Origin of the sequence: Kineococcus aurantiacus (genome assembly GCF_013409345.1) — a bacterium.
Taxonomy (GTDB): Bacteria; Actinomycetota; Actinomycetes; order Actinomycetales; family Kineococcaceae; genus Kineococcus; species Kineococcus aurantiacus.
Map to the genome: position 1 here is coordinate 291,431 of NZ_JACCBB010000001.1, position 19,393 is coordinate 310,823.

General features: G+C 72.6%; 15 protein-coding genes and 1 tRNA gene. 2 read left to right on the plus strand and 14 right to left on the minus strand.

The annotated features are described in order from the left end of the window. Positions 1-16 precede the first annotated feature (16 nt). The 7 genes from BJ968_RS01400 to BJ968_RS01430 form a co-directional block, all read right to left on the minus strand. Positions 17-604 (minus strand): GNAT family N-acetyltransferase, encoded by a 588-nt coding sequence (locus tag BJ968_RS01400; RefSeq protein WP_179748569.1) that lies wholly within the window; start codon positions 602-604, stop codon positions 17-19. Between the two features lie 263 nt (positions 605-867). Beyond that, positions 868-1,593, minus strand: a complete 726-nt coding sequence (locus BJ968_RS01405; protein ID WP_179748571.1) for an ATP-binding cassette domain-containing protein — start codon at positions 1,591-1,593, stop codon at positions 868-870. After that, the gene (locus tag BJ968_RS01410; RefSeq protein ID WP_179748573.1) at positions 1,590-2,432 is read right to left on the minus strand and encodes an ABC transporter ATP-binding protein; all 843 of its coding nucleotides are present in this window, start codon (positions 2,430-2,432) and stop codon (positions 1,590-1,592) included. The genes BJ968_RS01405 and BJ968_RS01410 overlap by 4 nt, the downstream gene beginning before the upstream one ends. After that, complete coding sequence (locus tag BJ968_RS01415) at positions 2,425-3,582, minus strand: branched-chain amino acid ABC transporter permease (RefSeq protein WP_179748575.1); 1,158 nt, start codon at positions 3,580-3,582, stop codon at positions 2,425-2,427. Before BJ968_RS01415 ends, BJ968_RS01410 begins: the two co-directional genes overlap by 8 nt. Further along, positions 3,579-4,547, minus strand: coding sequence for a branched-chain amino acid ABC transporter permease (locus BJ968_RS01420; protein WP_246314063.1), 969 nt, complete (start codon positions 4,545-4,547; stop codon positions 3,579-3,581). Before BJ968_RS01420 ends, BJ968_RS01415 begins: the two co-directional genes overlap by 4 nt. A gap of 105 nt (positions 4,548-4,652) precedes the next feature. After that, positions 4,653-5,828 carry an ABC transporter substrate-binding protein gene (locus BJ968_RS01425; protein WP_179748577.1) on the minus strand — a complete coding sequence of 392 codons (1,176 nt, stop codon included), beginning with the start codon at positions 5,826-5,828 and terminating at the stop codon, positions 4,653-4,655. 282 nt (positions 5,829-6,110) lie between these two features. After that, a complete protein-coding gene (locus BJ968_RS01430; protein WP_179748579.1) occupies positions 6,111-6,728 on the minus strand; it encodes a response regulator in 618 nt (205 codons plus the stop codon). A gap of 136 nt (positions 6,729-6,864) precedes the next feature. Between BJ968_RS01430 and BJ968_RS01435 the strand changes: the two genes are divergently transcribed. Further along, a tRNA-Leu gene (locus BJ968_RS01435) sits at positions 6,865-6,938 on the plus strand. Between the two features lie 60 nt (positions 6,939-6,998). Here the strand turns inward: BJ968_RS01435 and pyk are convergent. Beyond that, positions 6,999-8,438: a pyruvate kinase gene (gene pyk, locus BJ968_RS01440; RefSeq protein ID WP_179748581.1), complete on the minus strand. Its 1,440-nt coding sequence runs from the start codon at positions 8,436-8,438 to the stop codon at positions 6,999-7,001. 160 nt (positions 8,439-8,598) lie between these two features. Between pyk and BJ968_RS01445 the strand changes: the two genes are divergently transcribed. Further along, positions 8,599-8,991, plus strand: coding sequence for a hypothetical protein (locus BJ968_RS01445; protein ID WP_179748583.1), 393 nt, complete (start codon positions 8,599-8,601; stop codon positions 8,989-8,991). A gap of 81 nt (positions 8,992-9,072) precedes the next feature. Here the strand turns inward: BJ968_RS01445 and BJ968_RS01450 are convergent, their stop codons facing one another. From BJ968_RS01450 to trpB, 6 genes are all read right to left on the minus strand, one after another. Next, the gene (locus tag BJ968_RS01450) at positions 9,073-10,530 is read right to left on the minus strand and encodes a glutamate synthase subunit beta (RefSeq protein ID WP_179748585.1); all 1,458 of its coding nucleotides are present in this window, start codon (positions 10,528-10,530) and stop codon (positions 9,073-9,075) included. Continuing rightward, positions 10,523-15,121, minus strand: a complete 4,599-nt coding sequence (gltB, locus tag BJ968_RS01455) for a glutamate synthase large subunit (protein WP_179748587.1) — start codon at positions 15,119-15,121, stop codon at positions 10,523-10,525. The genes BJ968_RS01450 and gltB overlap by 8 nt, the downstream gene beginning before the upstream one ends. A 247-nt stretch (positions 15,122-15,368) precedes the next feature. Further along, positions 15,369-16,352: a prolipoprotein diacylglyceryl transferase gene (gene lgt, locus BJ968_RS01460; RefSeq protein WP_179748589.1), complete on the minus strand. Its 984-nt coding sequence runs from the start codon at positions 16,350-16,352 to the stop codon at positions 15,369-15,371. Continuing rightward, entirely contained in the window at positions 16,353-17,210 is an 858-nt protein-coding gene (locus tag BJ968_RS01465) for a DsbA family protein (RefSeq protein ID WP_179748591.1), read from the minus strand. A 46-nt stretch (positions 17,211-17,256) separates the two neighbouring features. Then, the gene (trpA, locus tag BJ968_RS01470; RefSeq protein WP_425491454.1) at positions 17,257-18,084 is read right to left on the minus strand and encodes a tryptophan synthase subunit alpha; all 828 of its coding nucleotides are present in this window, start codon (positions 18,082-18,084) and stop codon (positions 17,257-17,259) included. After that, the gene (gene trpB / locus BJ968_RS01475) at positions 18,081-19,385 is read right to left on the minus strand and encodes a tryptophan synthase subunit beta (protein WP_179748593.1); all 1,305 of its coding nucleotides are present in this window, start codon (positions 19,383-19,385) and stop codon (positions 18,081-18,083) included. The genes trpA and trpB overlap by 4 nt, the downstream gene beginning before the upstream one ends. Between the last annotated feature and the right edge of the window lie 8 nt (positions 19,386-19,393).

Consider the following 19,393-nt stretch of genomic DNA (forward strand, 5'->3'; position numbering starts at 1 on the left):
GGCCGCCCGGTGCCGCTCAGCTGGCGGTGGGCACCTCGAGCGTGTCCCCCGAGCGGGCCAGCCGGGCCCGTAGGGAGCGGCGCCGGGCGACGACGTCGGTGGTGTGCGCGGAGGCGCCGGGGGCGTCGGACAGCTTGCGGCGCAGCACCGGCAGCGGCGCGGCGCGGCGCACGACGACGGGGGCGAACCCGAGGCGGGCCATGTAGCGGGTGTAGTCGCGGTCGCCGGGCAGGACCGTGCAGGCCAGCTGCTCGGCGCCCTCGCTCTCGGCGACGTGGACGGCCTTGCGCAGCAGGGCCCGGCCCACGCCGCGGCGGCGGGCGCCGGGGACGACGTGCAGGTGCTCGACGCTGGGGCCGGCGCAGTTGCCCAGCGGCAGCAGCGGGGTGGAGGTCAGGAGGGCGTAGCCGACCGGCTCGGACCCGGCGAAGGCGAGCAGGACGCGGACCTCACCGCTGTCCAGGGAGCGCAGCAGACGGGCGCGCACGCTGTCGACGGAGGCCCGCAGCTGGGCCTGGTCGAAGCGGGCGGAGGTGTACAGGTCCATCAGGACGTCGACGTCGGCGGTGCCGGCGGCGCGCACCTCGACTGCGGGTCGTGCCACGTGATCCCCTCCCGCGCGGCGCACCCGCGGGTGCGCACGACGAAGCAGACCGGGCCCCCGCTCCGGTGGCCGCCCCACTCGGGGGAGCGGCTGCGCCGGACACTAGGGCACGGCGGGCCGCAGGGGAAGATCCCGCCGCGATCGCACCGTGACCTTCACCCGCTGTGGCGAACTGCCCGCCCACGGCCACGGGGTGTGACCGGGCCGGGGAACGCCGACGCGGGGGGCCGCACCTTCCGGCCCCCCGCGTCGGTGCTCACCGCCTAGACGTCGCCGCCGAGGTAGGCGGCGCGGATCGAGTCGTCGGCGGCCAGCTCGGCGCCGGTCCCCGACCGCACGACCGTCCCCGTCTCCAGGACGTAGGCGACGTCGGAGATGCGCAGCGCCTGGGCGGCGTTCTGCTCGACCAGCAGCACCGTGGTGCCCTGCTGGTTGATCTCCACGATGATCGAGAAGATCTGCTGGATGAGCTTGGGCGCCAGCCCCATGGAGGGCTCGTCGAGCAGCAGCACCCGCGGGCGCGACATGAGGGCGCGGCCGATGGCGAGCATCTGCTGCTCACCCCCGGACATCGTCCCGGCGAACTGCGACCGGCGTTCGGCCAGGCGCGGGAACAGGGAGAAGACCCGGTCCAGGTCCTGCCGGTAGGCCGCGGTGCGCCGGTCCTTGCGGGTGTAGGCGCCCATGTCGAGGTTCTCCTCGACGGTCATCCCGACGAACGTCCCACGGCCCTCGGGGGCCTGGCACAGGCCCTTCTGGACGAGCTTGTGCGAGGGGACCTTGGTGATGTCCTCCCCCTCGAACACGATGGAACCGGTGCGGACGGTGCGCAGCCCCGACACGGTCTTCAGCGTGGTCGTCTTGCCGGCGCCGTTGGCGCCGATGAGCGTCGCGATGGCACCTTCGGGCACGGCGAAGGAGACGTCCCGGATGGCCTCGATGCGCCCGTAGTTGACGCTGAGGTCCTTCACGACGAGCTGGTCGCTCACAGTTGCTCGTCCCCCTCGGACAGCTGGTCGTCCTCGACGCCCAGGTAGGCGGCGATGACCGCCGGGTCGTTGCGGATCTCCGCGGGCAGCCCCTCGGCGATCTTCTTGCCGAACTCCAGGACGACGATGCGGTCGGTGACGCCCATGACCAGGCGCATGTCGTGCTCGATGAGCAGGACGGTGTTGCCCATGTCGCGGACGCGGCGGATGAGGTCCATCAGCCGCTGCTTCTCCACGGGGTTGAACCCCGCGGCCGGCTCGTCCAGGCACAGCAGCTTGGGCTTGGTGGCCAGCGCCCGGGCGATCTCCAGGCGGCGCTGCTCGCCGTAGGACAGGTTGCGCGCCAGGTCGTCCGCGCGGTGGCCCAGGTCCATCATGTCGAGCAGCTCGTCGGCCAGCGCGTGCCCCTCGCGGGTCTCCCGCCGGTGCCGCGGCAGCCGGAACAGGGAGTTCAGCACCCCCGAGCGGTGGTGGGAGTCGGCCCCCACCAGCACGTTCTCGCGGGCCGTCATGTTCCCGAACAGGCGGATGTTCTGGAACGTGCGCGCGATCCCCAGCCGGTTGATCTGGTACCGCTTGCGCTTGCCCAGCGGCTGGCCGTCGAAGACGACGCGCCCCTCGGTCGGCTGGTACACGCCGGTGAGGGCGTTGAAGCAGGTCGTCTTCCCAGCGCCGTTGGGGCCGATGAGCCCGAGGATCTCCCCCTGGCGGATGTCGAAGGAGACGTCGTTGAGGGCCACGACCCCGCCGAAGCGCAGGGTCACGTTCTCCATGGTCAGCAGCGGCGGGCCGAACTCGCGCGGTGCGGCCACGGGGCTGTCCTCCGTCAGTTCAGGCACGAGCGCCCTCCTCCGTCCCCTCGAGTTCCTTGGTGACCGCGTCCGCGCGCTGGGCCCGGCGGGCCCGGCGCGGCGGCAGCAGGCCCTGCGGCCGGAAGTTGGCCAGCAGCAGCAGGAGCAGGCCGAACACCACGATGCGGAAGTCGGCGAACTCGCGGAACCGCTCGGGCAGGTAGGCGACGACGACACCGCCGACGATGGCGCCCCAGCGGTTCCCCTGCCCGCCGATGACGACGGCCGCGAGGAACATCATCGACAGCTGGATCATGAAGGAGTCCGGGTTGATGGCCCCGACGCGGGAGGCGTACAGCGCCCCGGACAGGCCACCCACGAACGCGCCCATGGCGAAGGCCAGCAGCTTGAAGCGGAACGTGGGCACGCCGTTGAGCTCGGCGGCCTCCTCGTCCTCGCGGGTGGCCTCCCACGCGCGGCCGACGCGGCTGCTCTGCAGCAGCCGGTCGGCGATGAGCACCAGGATGATCACGGCGAGGGCGAGCCAGTAGTACGGGACCGCGTCCAGCAGGCCGAACTTGAGGAAGACCGAGCGGGCCCCCTCCCCCAGGTCGACCTTCGCGACGGCGCCGTCCCAGACCAGGCTGGGCAGCCCGAACAGCTCCGTGGACGGCGGCCGCGGGATGCCGGTGATGCCGCGGGCCCCGTTGAGCCACTCGGTGTTCAGCGCCGTGAGCCGGATGATCTCCCCGAACCCCAGCGTCACGATGGCCAGGTAGTCGCCGCGCACGCGCAGCGTGGGCGCGCCCAGCAGCAGACCGCTGGCCGTGGAGATCGTCACGGCCATGACGATGAGCACGAACCACGGGACCTGCCCGTGCAGGGAGCCGAAGACGCCGACGGTGTAGGCGCCGATGGCGTAGAAGCCGACGTACCCCAGGTCGAGCAGACCGGCGTACCCCAGCACGATGTTCAGCCCGAGGGCCACGAGCGCGTAGTTCGCCACGGTCGCCAGCACGGCGCCGAACTCGGCGTCCTCGGTGGAGACGATCGGCAGGTTCAGCAGCGGCAGGATGAAGAAGAAGAGCGCGATGAGGACCCAGATCGCGATCTGGACCGGTTTGGGCAGCGTCGTCCACCGGTCGGCGAACGTGGGCTTGGCCGGGCTCCGCTTGGCGGGAGTGGTCGCTGTGCTCATGCGCGGGCCTTCCCGAGGGACTCACCGAGGATGCCGGTGGGCCGGAACAGCAGGACGACGACGAGGAGCAGGAACGACACGACGTCCTTCCAGGACGAGGCGAGCCCGAGCAACGTCGCGTAGTTCTCGACCAGGCCGAGGACCAGACCGCCCACGAGGGCACCGCGGATGTTGCCGATGCCGCCCAGGACCGCGGCCGTGAAGGCCTTGATGCCCAGGACGAAGCCCACGTTGTAGCGGGTCACCCCGATGTGGACGAGGTAGAGCAGGGCCGCGGCGCCGGCCATCAGGCCGCCGATGAAGAAGGTGAGCTGGACGACGCGCTTCTGGTTCACGCCCATGAGGGCGGCGGCCTCGGGGTTCTGGGACACGGCCCGCACCCCCCGGCCCAGCCGGGAGCGGCTGACGAACTGGTCCAGGGCGATCATCATGAGCACCGCGGCGATCAGCACGATGAGCTGGTTGCTGCGGACCTGGAACCCGGCGATCTCCAGCACCTGCACGTTCGGCAGCGGGTTGACGAACGCGGTGTTCTCCCGGGCCTGCCGGACGTAGGGCGCCAGCACGGTGTCCAGGTTGAGCCAGCCGGCGATCCGGTCCCGCAGGCCCATGATCTCGGAGAGCATGAAGGACGCGCCGATGGCGGAGATGAGGGCGACCAGCGGCGGGGCGTGCTTCTCCCGCAGCCGCCGGTAGGCGATGCGCTCCACGACGAGCGCGACGCCGCCGCTGACGGCCATCGCCGCGACGAGGGCCACCAGCAGCAACCCGATGGCGGCCGGCCAGCTCATGCCCGAGCGCGCTCCGAGCAGGGTCATCGCCCACACGGCCCCGAAGCTGCCCCACATGAAGACTTCGGAGTGCGCGAAGTTGATGAGGCGCAGGACGCCGTAGACGAGGGTGTAGCCGAGGGCGAACAGGGCGTAGATCGCGCCGACCACCAGACCCGTGAAGGTCAGGTTCAAGAACGTGGACAGGGGAACTCCCCGGGGTGAGGGGTGCGTACGGGGGGAAGGGTCGGAACGCGCGACGACCCCACCCGCGCGGAGCGGGTGGGGTCGCGCGGCGGATCAGGAGGCGTTGATCTCCTGGTCGGCGACGATCTGACCGCCCTGGACCTTGTAGGCCCAGACGGAGACCTCGCTGGGCTCGCCCTTGTCGTCGAACTTCAGCTGCTTGGTGACACCCGGCTCGTCGTAGCTCTTGACGTACGACAGCAGGTCCTCGCGGGTGACCTGGCCGTCGGCGATGCCGTTGAGCAGGATCGTGGCGGCGTCGAAGGCCTCGGCCGAGTAGGTGGCCGGCGCGGTGCCGTAGGCCTTGGTGTAGTCCTCCACGAACGTGCCGCCCGCCTTGTCCGGCGGCAGGCACGGGCAGGTCATGAGGGCGCCCTCGGCCGCCTCCGCACCGGCGGCGGTGACCAGGCCCTCGTCCTTGGCGCCGTCGTCGGTGATGAAGGCGAGCTTGTCGGCGCTCAGGCCGGCCTCGCGCAGCTGCTTCAGGAGCAGGCCGCCCTCGGGGTAGTACCCGCCGAAGAACACCGAGTCGGCGCCGGAGGCCTGGACGTCGGCCACGACGGCCGAGAAGTCCGTCTGCCCGGTCTGGACGGTGTTGTCCTTGACCTTCTTGGCGCCGAGGTTCTCGCGGACGATGTCGGCCAGGCCCTTGCCGTACTCGGTGGCGTCGTCGATGACGTACACCTTCTGCTTGCCGAGGGTGTCGGTGATGTACTTCGCGGCCGCCGGGCCCTGGGAGGCGTCGTTGCCCAGCACGCGGAAGAAGGTCTTCCAGCCGTTCTCGGCCAGCGCGGGGTTGGTCGCCGAGGGGCTGATGCCGACGATGCCGGCCTCGTCGAAGATCGGGTCGGCGACCTTGGACTCGCCGGAGAAGGCCGGCCCGACGATGCCGACGACCTTCTCGTCGCCCACGACCTGCTGGGCCAGGCCCTGGGCCTGGTTCTGGTCACCCTGGGAGTCGTAGGGGGTGAGCGTGACCTGGCAGGCGCCGCTCTCGGCGTTGTGCTGGTCGATGGCGAGCTTGACGCCGTTCTGCTCGTTGACGCCGAGGTTGGCGTTGGGGCCGGTGAGGGCGCCGAAGAAGCCGATGCTGATGCCGTCCGGGCAGCTGCCGCTGCCGCCGGAGGAGGCGGAACCGGACGACGTGTCGTCACCGCCGGTCGTGCCGCAGGCCGCGAGCAGGAGGGCGGCCGCCGCGGCGGGGGCCGCGATTCTGACGATGGAGCGCACTGGCTAGTCCTCCTGGAGGAGAGGGCACGGGAGCACGCGCCACGACGCGCGTTCACGTGAGCGCCACCCGGGAGCGGTGGAGCCGTGGTGAACACTAGGGGGCCGACACGCGTTCTGCGCAGCTTCCGTGGGCGAGTTCACCGGGTCGTTACACAGATCGGCCACCGCAGAGCCCCTGGACTGCGCAGATGTACCGGCCCGACTGCGCACAGGCACCACACCGGTCCACGACGACAGCCCCGCCCGCGCGGGGCGCGGACGGGGCTGTGCGGTGGCGGGGGCTCAGGCGCGGTCGTCGCCCGCGCTGATGACCGTGGTGGCGACCTCGCGCATCGTCAGGCGCTTGTCCATCGAGGTCTTCTGGATCCAGCGGAAGGCCTCCGGCTCGGTCATGCCGAACTGGGTCTGCAGCTTGGACTTGGCGCGGTCGACGAGCTTGCGCGTCTCGAAGCGGTCGGCGAGGTCGGCGACCTCGTCCTCCAGCGCCATGATCTGCTGGTAGCGGCTGACCGCGATCTCCACGGCGGGCAGCAGGTCCGCGGAGGTGAAGGGCTTCACGACGTACGCCATGGCACCGGCGTCGCGGGCGCGCTCGACGAGCTCGGCCTGGGAGAAGGCGGTGAGCAGCACGACGGGGGCGATGCGGGCCTTGGCGATGCGCTCGGCCGCCGAGATGCCGTCCAGGACGGGCATCTTGATGTCCATGACGACGAGGTCCGGTTTGTGCTCCTCGGCCAGCGCGACGGCCTGCTCGCCGTCGCCGGCCTGGCCCACGACGTCGTAGCCGGCCTCGGTGAGCATCTCGACGATGTCGAGACGGATGATGGCCTCGTCCTCCGCGACGACCACCCGACGTGTGGTCGTGGAGGAGGAGGCGGGGGTGTCGGCAGTGTTCGTCACGCGGGCATCCTAGTGCGTGCCCCGCGCCTACTACGAACCGTCGTCGCCCTCGGGGCGCCGCGTGCCCCGTCCGGACCACCCCGGTGGCCCCGGTAGGGTGATCGACGCAGCCCGCCGGCCAGGCCCGGACGGGCACGCCCTGGTAGCCCAACCGGCAGAGGCAATCGACTCAAACTCGATCCAGTGTGGGTTCGAATCCCACCCAGGGCACGCGTGCCAGAGCCCCGGGGCGTTCCCGCCCCGGGGCTCTTCGCGTGCTCGGCGGCGCGCTCAGGCGTACGCCGCGGACACCCCCGACGTGGCGTCGCCGATGCGGTGCACGCGCACCGCGTTGGTCGAGCCCACGATCCCCGGAGGGGCACCGGCGACGATGACGACCAGGTCGCCGACGACGCACCGGCCCGTCTCCTGCAGGCGGCGGTCGACCTCCTTGACCATCTCGTCGGTCGTGGAGATGAACGCCGCGTACTGCGGGTCCACGCCCCACGACAGCGCCAGCCGGCGCCGCGTGGTCTCCTCGGCCGTGAAGGCGACCAGCGGGATGCCCGAGCGCAGCCGCGACAGGCGGCGGGCGGAGTCGCCGGACTGGGTGAAGGTCACCAGCAGCTTGGCGTCGAGCTGCTTGCCGATCTCCGAGGCCGCCAGGGTGATGGCGCCGCCCTTGGTGTGCGGGACGGTGCCCAGGGCCGCGATGCGGTCGGCGCCGTGGGTCTCGGTGTTCTCGATGATGCGCGCCATGGTCCGCACGGCCTCGTAGGGGAAGGCCCCCACGCTCGTCTCCCCCGACAGCATGAGGGCGTCGGCGCCGTCGAGCACCGCGTTGGCGCAGTCGGAGGCCTCCGCGCGCGTCGGGCGCGGCGCCGTGATCATCGACTCGAGCATCTGCGTGGCGACGATGACGGGCTTGGCCTGGCGGCGGGCCAGCTCGATGGCGCGCTTCTGGACCAGCGGCACCTCCTCCAGCGGCAGCTCCACGCCCAGGTCGCCGCGGGCGACCATGATGCCGTCGAAGGCCGCGACGACCTCGCGCAGGTTCTCGACGGCCTGCGGCTTCTCGACCTTGGCGATGACGGGGACGGTGATCCCCTCCTCGTCCATGATCTTGTGCACGTCGTCGGCGTCGGCGGCCGAGCGCACGAAGGACAGCGCCACCATGTCCACGCCCAGCCGCAGGGCGAAGCGCAGGTCCTCGACGTCCTTCTCGGACAGGGCCGGGACGCTGACGGCCACCCCGGGCAGGTTGATGCCCTTGTTGTTGCTCACCGGGCCGGGGACGGTGACCCTCGTGGTCACCCGCGGGCCTTCGACGGCGGTGACCTCCAGGCCGACCTTGCCGTCGTCGATGAGGATCCGGTCGCCCACCGACACGTCACCGGTCAGGCCCCCGTAGGTCGTGGAGGAGACGTCCTTGGTCCCCAGCACGTCCTCGGTGGTGATGGTGAAGACGTCCCCGACGGCGAGGTCGTGGGGTCCGTCGGCGAACTTCCCCAGACGGATCTTCGGACCCTGCAGGTCCGCGAGGACGGCGACGGACCGGCCCGAGGCCTCGGCGGCCGCCCGCACCCCCTCGAAGTTCGCCCGGTGGTCGTCGTGGGAGCCGTGGCTCAGGTTCATCCGGGCGACGTCCATCCCGGCGTCCACCAGTGACCGCAACCCTTCGGGGCCCGCGACCGCGGGACCGAGGGTGCAGACGATCTTCGCTCTGCGCATGACCCGAGCCTATTCCGCCCGCCGCGGTGGCCGACGCGTGGGGCGCGCCGCGCACCGCGTCGTCACCGCGCGGTCACCGCACCGTCGCCCCCTCGCCCCCTCGGGGCGCCCCGGGGCGTCCCGGGGTGCGGCCGGGGCGGCCTGGTCCCAGCATGAGCGCGTGAACACGCAGGAGCCGCAGCAGCACGACGGGGCCGGGGACGACTTCGAGTTCGAGGTCGAGGACCTGGTCGAGGAGTCGATCGAGCACGAGTACGCCGTCTACGTCCGGTTGCACGAGGACGGCGGGTGGCCCGAGGGCGCCCTGGCCGGCCTGGTGGCGGACCTGCGGGCCAGCCACCCGCGGGTGGAGCGGGTCGACGCCCCCGCCCACGACGTCGTGCTCAGCGTCGACGGGGACGGCCTGGACGCGCAGGGCGCGGCCCGGCACGCGCTGGGCAAGGTGACGGCCGCCGCCTCGGCGCGGGGGCTGTCCGGGCACGCCGCGGACGTCACGGTGCTGTCCGACGACTCCGTCTGGACCTACGACGCCGAGCAGGTCGCGACCTGGTGAGACCGGGCCCGCCCACGGGGGCGGGACGCGCGAGGGGGTGGGCACCGGTGCGGTGCCCACCCCCTCGCCGTGCCGGGCCGCTCAGGCCGTCAGCGGCACCGCGTCGGCGCGGATGGGCGAGGGCAGCGCCGTGTCCCCCATGAGGTGCTCGTCGACGGCGGCCGCGCACGCGCGGCCCTCGGCGATGGCCCACACGATGAGCGACTGACCGCGCCCGGCGTCACCGGCCACGAAGACGCCCGGCGTGCCGGTGGCGTAGCCGGGGGTGCGCGTGAACCGCGTGCGCGCGTCGGCCTCCAGCCCCAGCTGGCCGACCAGGCCGCCGTGCTCGGGACCGGAGAACCCGATCGCCAGCAGCACCAGCTGCGCCGGCAGGTCCTGCTCGGTGCCCTCGACGGGCGTCCAGACGCCGTCGACCTTCTGGACCTCGACGACGCGCAGCCCGGTGACCCGGCCGTCCTCGCCCACGAAGGCCTGCGTGGAGGCCGAGAACTTCCGCTCCCCGCCCTCCTCGTGGGAGGAGGAGACCGAGAAGACCTTGGGCACGGTGGGCCACGGCTCGTGCTCGGCGCGCTCGGAGGGACCCATCGGGTAGATGTCGAGCTGGGTCACCGACTTCGCGCCCTGCCGCAGCGCCGTGCCGTAGCAGTCCGAGCCGGTGTCGCCGCCGCCGATGACGACGACGTCCAGCCCCGCCGCGTCGATGTAGTCGGCCGGGCGCTCCTGGCCGACGGCGACGCGGTTGGTCGGGGGCAGGTACTCCATCGCCTGGTGGATGCCGGCCAGGTCGCGGCCGGGCAGGTCCACCTCGCGCCACTGGGTGGCCCCGGTGGCCACGACGACCGCGTCGAAGCGCTCGCGCAGCTGCTCACCGGTGATGTCGACGCCGATCTCGACGCCGGGGCGGAAGCGGGTGCCCTCGGCCTCCATCTGCGCCAGGCGGCGGTCCAGGACCGAGCGCTCCATCTTGAACTCGGGGATGCCGTAGCGCATCAGCCCGCCGATGGCGTCGTCGCGCTCGTACACCACGACCGTGTGACCGGACCGGGTCAGCTGCTGGGCCGCGGCCAGGCCGGCCGGGCCGGAGCCGACGACGGCGACGGTCTTGCCGGTCAGCCGCTCGGGCACCTGCGGGGTGATCCAGCCGGACTCGGCGGCGTTCTCGGCGATCATCACCTCGACCTGCTTGATGGTCACCGGCGGCTGGTTGATGCCGAGCACGCACGCCGACTCGCACGGGGCCGGGCACAGCTTCCCGGTGAACTCCGGGAAGTTGTTCGTCGCGTGCAGCCGCTCGATGGCCTCGCGCATGTCACCGCGGCTGACCAGGTCGTTCCACTCGGGGATGAGGTTCCCCAGCGGGCACGCGTTGTGGCAGAACGGGATGCCGCAGTCCATGCAGCGGCCGGCCTGCCGCTGCAGCTGGGCCTGGTCCTGCTTCTCGTAGACCTCGCGCCAGTCCATCAGGCGCAGCGGGACCGGCCGCCGGGGCGGCAGCTCCCGGTCGCGGACGGTGAGGAACCCCCGGGGATCAACCATGCGAAGCCTCCATGATGCGGGTCAGCACGGCGTCGGAGTCGGGCTCCAGACCGTCAGAGACGGCCTTGGCCTTGACCTCGAGCACCCGGGCGTAGTCCCGCGGGACGATCGTCGAGAAGCGCTGCCGGGCGGCACCCCAGTCGGAGAGCAGCTTGGCGGCGACGGTGGAGTCGGTGTTCTCGCGGTGGGCCACGAGCAGGCGGTGGACGCGGGCGGCCGTCTCGTCGTCCATCGGGACGACGTCGACCATGTCGCGGTTGACGCGCTGCTCCTTCAGGTCCAGCACGTGGGCGAAACCGCCCGACATGCCCGCGGCGACGTTGCGGCCCACGCGGCCGAGGATGACGACCTCACCGCCGGTCATGTACTCCAGCGCGTGGTCGCCCACCCCCTCCACGACGGCCGTCGCCCCGGAGTTGCGGACGCAGAACCGTTCGCCGACCTCGCCGCGCAGGAACAGGGTCCCCGTCGTGGCGCCGTAGGCGATGACGTTGCCGGCGATGATGTCGCGCTCGCGCGAGCCGGAGGCGGTGTCGGGCCGCACCACGATGGTGCCGCCGGACAGGCCCTTGCCCACGTAGTCGTTGGCGTCGCCGAACAGCCGCAGGGTGATGCCCTTGGGCAGGAAGGCGCCCAGGGACTGGCCGGCCGACCCCGTCAGGGTGATGTCGATCGTGCCGTCGGGCAGACCCTCCTCACCCCACCGCTTGGTCAGCTCGTGACCCAGCAGCGTGCCGACGGTGCGGTTGACGTTGCGCACGGGCAGCTCGACGCGCACCGGGGTGCCCGAGGTGAGGGCGTCCTGGGCGCGCTCGACGAGCACGTGGTCCAGCGCCTTCTCCAGCCCGTGGTCCTGGGTCACCGACTGGTGCAGCGTCGTGCCCTCGGGGGCCGTCGGCGCGTGCAGGATCGGCGCCAGGTCGAGTCCGGACGCCTTCCAGTGCGCGACCGCGCGGCGGGTGTCGAGGACCTCGACGTGCCCCACGGCCTCCTCGATCGAGCGGAAGCCGAGGGAGGCCAGCAGCTCGCGGACCTCCTGGGCGATGAACTCGAAGAAGTTCACCAGGTACTCGGCCTTGCCGGTGAAGCGGGCGCGCAGCTCGGGGTTCTGGGTGGCGACCCCGACCGGGCAGGTGTCCAGCTGGCAGACGCGCATCATGATGCAGCCCGAGACGACCAGCGGGGCGGTCGCGAAGCCGAACTCCTCGGCGCCCAGCAGCGCGGCGATGACGACGTCGCGGCCGGTCTTGAACTGCCCGTCCACCTGCACGACGATCCGGTCGCGCAGCCCGTTGACGACCAGGGTCTGCTGGGTCTCGGCCAGGCCGAGCTCCCAGGGACCGCCGGCGTGCTTCAGGCTCGTCAGCGGCGCCGCACCCGTGCCGCCGTCGGCCCCGGAGATGAGCACGACGTCGGCCTTGGCCTTCGACACGCCCGTGGCGACCGTGCCGACACCGACCTCCGAGACCAGCTTCACGTGGACCCGGGCGGCCGGGTTCGCGTTCTTCAGGTCGTGGATGAGCTGGGCGATGTCCTCGATCGAGTAGATGTCGTGGTGCGGCGGCGGGGAGATGAGCCCCACGCCGGGCGTGGAGTGCCGCGTCCGGGCGATGTTCGGGTACACCTTGTGACCGGGCAGCTGCCCGCCCTCACCGGGCTTGGCGCCCTGGGCGACCTTGATCTGCAGGTCGGTGGCCGAGGTCAGGTAGTTGCTCGTGACCCCGAAGCGGCCCGAGGCGATCTGCTTGACCCGCGAGGTGCGCTCGGGGTCGTACAGGCGCTCGACGTCCTCGCCGCCCTCGCCGGAGTTGGACCGCCCGCCGAGGCGGTTCATGGCGATCGCGAGGACCTCGTGGGCCTCCTGGGAGATGGAGCCGTAGCTCATCGCCCCGGTGTTGAACCGCTTGACGATCTCGCTGACGGGCTCGACCTCGTCCACCGCGACGGGCTCGCGGGAGCCCTTCTTGAGCTGCAGCAGCCCGCGCAGCGTCATGAGGCGCTCGGACTGCTCGTCGACGCGGCTCGTGTACTTGCGGAAGAGGGCCTCGTTGCGCTGGCGCGTGGAGTGCTGCAGCTGGAAGACCGTCTCGGGGTCGAACAGGTGCGGCTCGCCCTCGCGGCGCCACTGGTACTCCCCGCCGGTCTCCAGCCGGCGGTGGGCGCGCTCCTGCCCCTCGACGGGGTAGGCCAGGCGGTGGCGCTGGGCGACCTCCTCGGCGAGCACGTCCAGGCCCACGCCGCCCAGGCGGGAGGTCGTGGCCGTGAAGTACTCGTCGACCAGGGTCTGGGACAGGCCGAGGGCCTCGAAGACCTGGGCGCCGCGGTAGGAGGCGACGGTCGAGATGCCCATCTTGGACATGACCTTCAGGACGCCCTTGCCGAGCGCCTTGATGAGGTTCTTGACGGCCTTCTGGGCGTCGACGTCGGTGATGACCTCGCGGCGGACGAGGTCCTCGACGGTCTCCATCGCCAGGTACGGGTTGATCGCGGCCGCGCCGTAGCCGATGAGCAGCGCGACGTGGTGCACCTCGCGCACGTCACCGGCCTCGACGACCAGCCCGACCTGCGTGCGCAGCTTCTGCCGCACCAGGTGGTGGTGGACGGCCGAGGTCAGCAGCAGGGAGGGGATGGGCGCGTACTCGGCGTTGGAGTCGCGGTCGGAGAGCACGACGAAGACGGCGCCGTCGGCGATGGCGCGCGAGACCTCCGCGCGGATCTCCTCGATGCGCCGGGCCAGCTCGGCCCCGCCGCCCGCGACCCGGTACAGGCCCTTGACGGTGTGCGTCGTGCGGCCCGGGTTCCGGCGGTCGCGGTCGATGTGGACGATCTTGGCGAGCTCGTCGTTGTCGATGACCGGGAAGGGCAGCACCAGCTGGCGGGCGTGCGCGGGCGACTCGGCCAGCGGGTTCTGCTGCGGGCCGGCGGTGGTGATGAGGGAGGTGACCAGCTCCTCCCGGATGGCGTCCAGCGGCGGGTTGGTGACCTGCGCGAACAGCTGGGTGAAGTAGTCGAAGAGCATCCGCGGGCGCGTGGACAGCACGGCCAGGGGCGTGTCGGAGCCCATCGAGCCGATGGGCTCGGCGCCGGCGCGCGCCATCGGGGCCAGGATGAGCCGCAGCTCCTCCTCCGTGTAGCCGAAGGTCTGCTGGCGGCGGGTCACCGACGCGTGCGAGTGCACGATGTGCTCGCGCGGGGGCAGGTCGCCCAGGTGCACGACGTTCTTCAGCCACTCCGCGTAGGGCTGGGCGGCGGCCAGCTCGGCCTTGACCTCCTCGTCGTCGACGATGCGGCCCTTGGCCGTGTCGACGAGGAACATCTTGCCGGGGGCCACGCGCCCGCGCGCCACGATGGAGGACGGGTCGAGCTCCAGGACGCCGGCCTCGGAGGCGAGGACGACCAGGCCGTCGTCGGTGACCCAGTACCGCGAGGGGCGCAGGCCGTTGCGGTCCAGGACGCCGCCGATGACGGTGCCGTCGGTGAAGGTGAGGTTGGCGGGCCCGTCCCAGGGCTCGGAGAACATCGAGTGGAACTCGTAGAAGGCCCGGCGGGCCGGGTCCATCTCGGTGTTGTTCTCCCACGGCTCGGGGATCATCATCAGCACGGCGTGCGGCAGGGACCGGCCCGAGAGGTGCAGCAGCTCGAGGACCTCGTCGAAGGAGGCCGAGTCCGAGCCCTCGGTGGCGCAGACGGGACCCAGGCGCTGGATGTCGCCGGGGATGAGCGGGGTGCTCATCGTGGACTCGCGCGCGGCGGTCCAGTTCCGGTTGCCCTTGACGGTGTTGATCTCACCGTTGTGGGCGATGGTGCGGAACGGGTGGGCCAGCGGCCAGCTGGGGAACGTGTTGGTCGAGAAGCGCGAGTGGACCAGGCCCAGCTCGGAGGTGAACCGGCGGTCGGACAGGTCCGGGAAGAACGGCTCGAGCTGCCCCGTGGTGAGCATGCCCTTGTAGACCATCGTGCGCGAGGACAGCGAGGGGAAGTAGACGGGCAGCTCGCGCTCGGCGAGCTTGCGCAGCGGGTAGACGCGGCGGTCGAGGTCGACGCCGGTCTCGGGGCCGGCCAGGCCGGTGGGGGCGCTGGCGACGAACAGCTGCGCGAAGTGGGGCATGGCCGCGCGGGCCTGCTGGCCCACCAGGTCGGCCGTCACGGGCACGTCGCGCCAGCCCAGGACCTCCAGGCCCTCGGCCTCGGCGATCTCCTCGATGCGGGCCACGGCCGCGGCGCGCTCGGCCTCGTCCACGGGCAGGAAGACGTTGCCGGCGGCGTAGGCGCCCTTGGGGGGCAGCGTGACGCCCTGCTCGGCCATCACCGCGCGCAGGAACTCGTCCGGGACCTGGGTGAGGATGCCGGCGCCGTCGCCGGTGTTGGTCTCGGCGCCGACGGCGCCGCGGTGGTCGAGGTTGCGCAGCGCCGTGAGGGCGTGCTCGACGATGTCGTGACCGGCCTCACCGCGCATCGTGGCCACGAAGGCGACACCGCAGGCGTCCTTCTCCTGGGCGCGGTCGTACAGCCCGGCCTGGGACGGGAAGCTCGTGAAGGGCAGCGGGCGGACCTGCTGCGGGGCGCTGTGGTGCTGGGGGTGGAACGACATGCGGTGCACCGTCCTGAAGAGAGAGGCCACGGGCCTCGGTGGACAGGGGGTCTCTCGACGGGTCTCCTCGAGCGTTCGCCCCGGTGGGCGGATCTCGGTGAGCCGGGTCAGTCTCTTCGAGATGAGGCTCGCGCCTGGAGGGCGCGATCCACGAACGAGGGGCGGCGCTGACCCACGTTCACCTCACTGTAACGCGCGTGAAGCCGTGCTCACGTGCACACGGTCACCACACGAGGATCCAGCTTCGTCACGAATCCTGCGCGTCCGGACGCTGGTCGCGGTCCGGTGAGGGGCGATCGGCAGAAGCGGAGACGGTCGGTCCGCCGGACTGGATCGCGGTGTCACCGGCTGGGGTGGTGGCCACCGGCGACTCGGAGGAATGTACCCGCTCCAGCACCTCGTCCCGACCAGCATTCACCTTCCGTGACCGGATGAACGCGACGAGTGCCAACAGGAAGACGAGACCCGCGACCCACTGGTTGACGCGCAGGTGCAGGAAGTGGTTGGCGGTGTCGATGCGCAGCGCCTCGAAGACGCTGCGACCCAGGCAGTACAGCGCGACGTAGGCGAAGAACGCCTGCCCGTGGCGCAGCTGCCAGCGCCGGTCGGCCACGACGATCACCAGCGCGACCAGCAGGCACCACAGCGACTCGTAGAGGAAGGTCGGGTGGAAGGTCCCCAGCACCTGCGGGGTGCCGTCGGCGCCGAGGACGGCCCGCCCGGCCGACTCGTCCCAGCGGTGGACCGTCAGGGCCCACGGCACGTCGGTGGCCCGGCCGTACAGCTCGTTGTTGAACCAGTTGCCCCACCGGCCCGCGGCCTGGGCCACCAGCAAGCCCGGCGCCATCGCGTCGGCCAGCGGCAGGAACCGGTACCCGGCCCGGCGGCAGGCGATCCAGGCCCCCAGCGCTCCCCCGGCGATGGCGCCCCAGATGCCCAGGCCGCCCTCCCAGACGTACAGGGCGCGCACGGGCTGCCCATCGTCGCCGAAGTAGGCCTGCGGGGAGGTCAGGACGTGGTAGAGCCGGGCCCCCACGACGCCGAGCGGGACGGCCCACACGGCGACGTCGAGGACGAAGTCCTGCTTGCCGCCGCGGCGCCGCCACCGGCGCTCGGCGACGAGCACCCCGAGCACGATCCCGGCCACGATGCACAGCGCGTAGGCGCGCACCGGGACCGGCCCGAGGTGCCAGACCGCGACGGTCGGGCTGGGCAGCGAGGCGGTGAGCACTCAGGACGCCCGGGTGGCGGCCGCGACCGCGTCGGTGAGGAACCGGGCGCCGTCGGCGCCCAGCAGCTGCGCCAGGCTCCCGTCGCCACCGCCGGAGGTGGGCTGGGAGATGTTCTGCTTCGTGCCGTCCGCCGCGGTCAGGACGACGGTCGGGGTGCCCGAGACGCCCTGGTCCGACATCGCGCCCTGGACCCGCTCGACGAAGCCCTGCCACGTCCGGTCGTCCAGCTGCCGGCGCCACGTCGCGGTGTCGGCCACGCCGGCGTCCTTCGCGAACTGCTCCAGCTGGTCGTCGGTGTAGCCCTCGCCCTCCTGCTCGGGCTGGTTCGCGAACACCTCCTGGGTGTACTCGACGAACCGGCCCTGGGCGGCCGCCGCGGCCGCGCCCTGCGCCGCGCGGCTGGAGGAGTCGTTGCCGAGGTTGGCGTCCAGGAAGCTCAGCGTGTGCACCACGACCCTGGCCCTGCCCTCGGCCGCGAGCTGCGGGTACACCTCGCCGCTGACGTCCTCGAACTGCTTGCAGACGGGGCACTGGTAGTCGAGCCAGATGTCCAGGGTCGGCGCGCCGGCGGCCGGGGTGCCCGGCAGCACGTACCCGCCGTCGTCGGCCGTGACCCCCGGCGGCGTGCCGGTGCCGGCGGCGACCTCGTCACCGCGGGAGCGGTCGACGACCACCGCGACGACGGCGACGAGCACCAGCACGACCACCACGGCGACGCTGATGAGCAGCACCCGCCGGCTGCGCTCGCGGGCCAGCTCGCGCTGGCGCATGGCCGCGGCCCGGGCGCGGCGCGCCTCGCGGGCGTCCTCGGCCTGCGCGGCGCGCGCCGGGTGACCGCCGGGCTTCCTGGTGCTCAACTCGTCGCTCTCCTCGTGCGGGGTCGGGTGAGGGGTCCGGCGAGGGTCAGGACCGGGCGCGGACGCCCGCGGCCAGGGCCTCGGCCAGCTCGCCGACGGCCTTCACGCCGGCGGTGGTGGAGTCGGCGTCCAGCAGGCGCTGGACGAACGCCGACCCGACGATGACGCCGTCGGCGTAGCCGGCGACCTCGGTGGCCTGGGCCGGGGTCGAGACCCCCAGCCCGACGCAGACGCGCTCGGCGCCCGCGGCGCGGGTGCGCCGGACCAGGTCCGCCGCCCCGGCGCCCACGCTCGCGCGGGTGCCGGTGACCCCCATGAGCGAGGCCGCGTACACGAACCCGCGGCAGGCCGCCGCGGTCGTGGCCAGCCGGGCGTCGGTGGAGCTGGGGGCGACGAGGAAGACGCGCTCGAGGTCGTGGGCGTCGCTGGCGGCCAGCCACGCCCCGGCCTCGTCGGGGATGAGGTCGGGGGTGATGAGCCCGGCTCCCCCGGCGTTCGCCAGGTCCGCGGCCCAGCGGTCCACGCCGTAGCGGTCGATCGGCGGCCAGTACGTCATGACCAGCACGGCCGCCCCGGTGGCGGCCACGGCCTCGACGGCGCGCAGCACGTCGGCCGGGCGCGTCCGGTTCGTCAGGCACACCTCGGTGGCCCGCTGGATCGTGGCGCCGTCCATCGTGGGGTCGGAGTACGGCAGACCCAGCTCCACGACGTCGGCCCCGCCGGCGACGGCCGCCTTCGCGGCCTCGATCGAGCCGTCGACGTCGGGGAAGCCGACGGGCAGGTACGCCACCAGCGCGGCCCGGCCCTCGGCCGTGGCCCGGTCGATCGCCGCGGCCGCCGTGCCCACGCGCGCGGGCGTCTCCAGAGCGCTCACCAGCCCGACCCCTCGGTGTCCTGGGGCGCCTCGGCGACCCGTTCGGCTTCCGACGCGACCAGGTCCGCGTCGCTGACCAGCCCGAACCAGCGGGCGGCGGTGTCGACGTCCTTGTCCCCGCGCCCGGACAGGCTCACGAGGACCACCGCGTCGGGACCGAGCTCCTTGCCCAGGTCCAGCGCCCCGGCCAGGGCGTGGGAGCTCTCGATGGCCGGGATGATGCCCTCGGTGCGGCACAGCAGCCGGAAGGCCTCCATGGCCTGGGCGTCGGTGACCGGGTGGTACTGCGCCCGGCCGCTGGCGGCCAGCCAGGAGTGCTCCGGCCCGACGCCGGGGTAGTCCAGCCCGGCCGAGATCGAGTGCGACTCGACCGTCTGGCCGTCCTCGTCCTGCATGACGAACTGGCGCGCGCCCTGGAAGACCCCGGTGCTGCCGGCCGAGATGGGGGCCGCGTGCCGGCCCGACGCGAGGCCGTCGCCGCCGGCCTCGTAGCCGTGCAGCGCGACCGAGGGGTCGTCGAGGAAGGCGTGGAAGATGCCGATGGCGTTGGAGCCGCCGCCCACGCACGCCGCGACGGCGTCGGGCAGCCGGCCGGTCAGGTCCAGGACCTGCTGGCGCGCCTCGATCCCGACGATGCGCTGCAGGTCGCGCACGAGGACGGGGAACGGGTGCGGGCCCGCGACGGTGCCGAAGGCGTAGTGCGTGGTGTCCACCGAGGCCACCCAGTCGCGGAACGCCTCGTTGACGGCGTCCTTCAGCGTGCGGCTGCCCGCGGTGACGGGGACGACCTGCGCGCCGAGCAGGCGCATCCGGGCGACGTTGAGCGCCTGCCGGCGGGTGTCCTCCTCGCCCATGTAGATCGTGCACTCCAGCCCCATGAGAGCCGCGGCCGTGGCCGTCGCGACGCCGTGCTGACCGGCGCCGGTCTCGGCGATGATGCGTTCCTTGCCCATCCGGCGGGTCAGCAGCGCCTGCCCGAGGACGTTGTTGATCTTGTGCGAACCGGTGTGGTTGAGGTCCTCGCGCTTCAGGATCACCCGGGCGCCGCCGGCGTGGGCGGCGAAGCGCGGGACCTCGGTGAGGATGCTGGGCCGGCCCGTGTAGGTGCGGTGCAGCTCGGCCAGCTCGGCCAGGTACCCGGGGTCGGACATCGCCGCGGTGTGCGCGGCCTCGATCTCGTCCAGGGCGGCCACGAGTGCCTCGGGGACGAACCGGCCGCCGAAGGCGCCGAAGTAGGGCCCGCGCTCCTGGGAGAAGGTGCGGTCCGAGGTGGTCTGCGAGGTGGTCTGCGAGGTGCTCACGGGGGTCT

Excerpts from the sequence above, each read along its gene's own strand:
- BJ968_RS01450 (WP_179748585.1), bottom strand. The coding sequence starts at position 10,530 with ATGGTTGATCCCCGGGGGTTCCTCACCGTCCGCGACCGGGAGCTGCCG.
- BJ968_RS01415 (WP_179748575.1), bottom strand. The coding sequence starts at position 3,582 with ATGAGCACAGCGACCACTCCCGCCAAGCGGAGCCCGGCCAAGCCCACG.
- gltB (WP_179748587.1), bottom strand. The coding sequence starts at position 15,121 with ATGTCGTTCCACCCCCAGCACCACAGCGCCCCGCAGCAGGTCCGCCCG.
- pyk (WP_179748581.1), bottom strand. The coding sequence starts at position 8,438 with ATGCGCAGAGCGAAGATCGTCTGCACCCTCGGTCCCGCGGTCGCGGGC.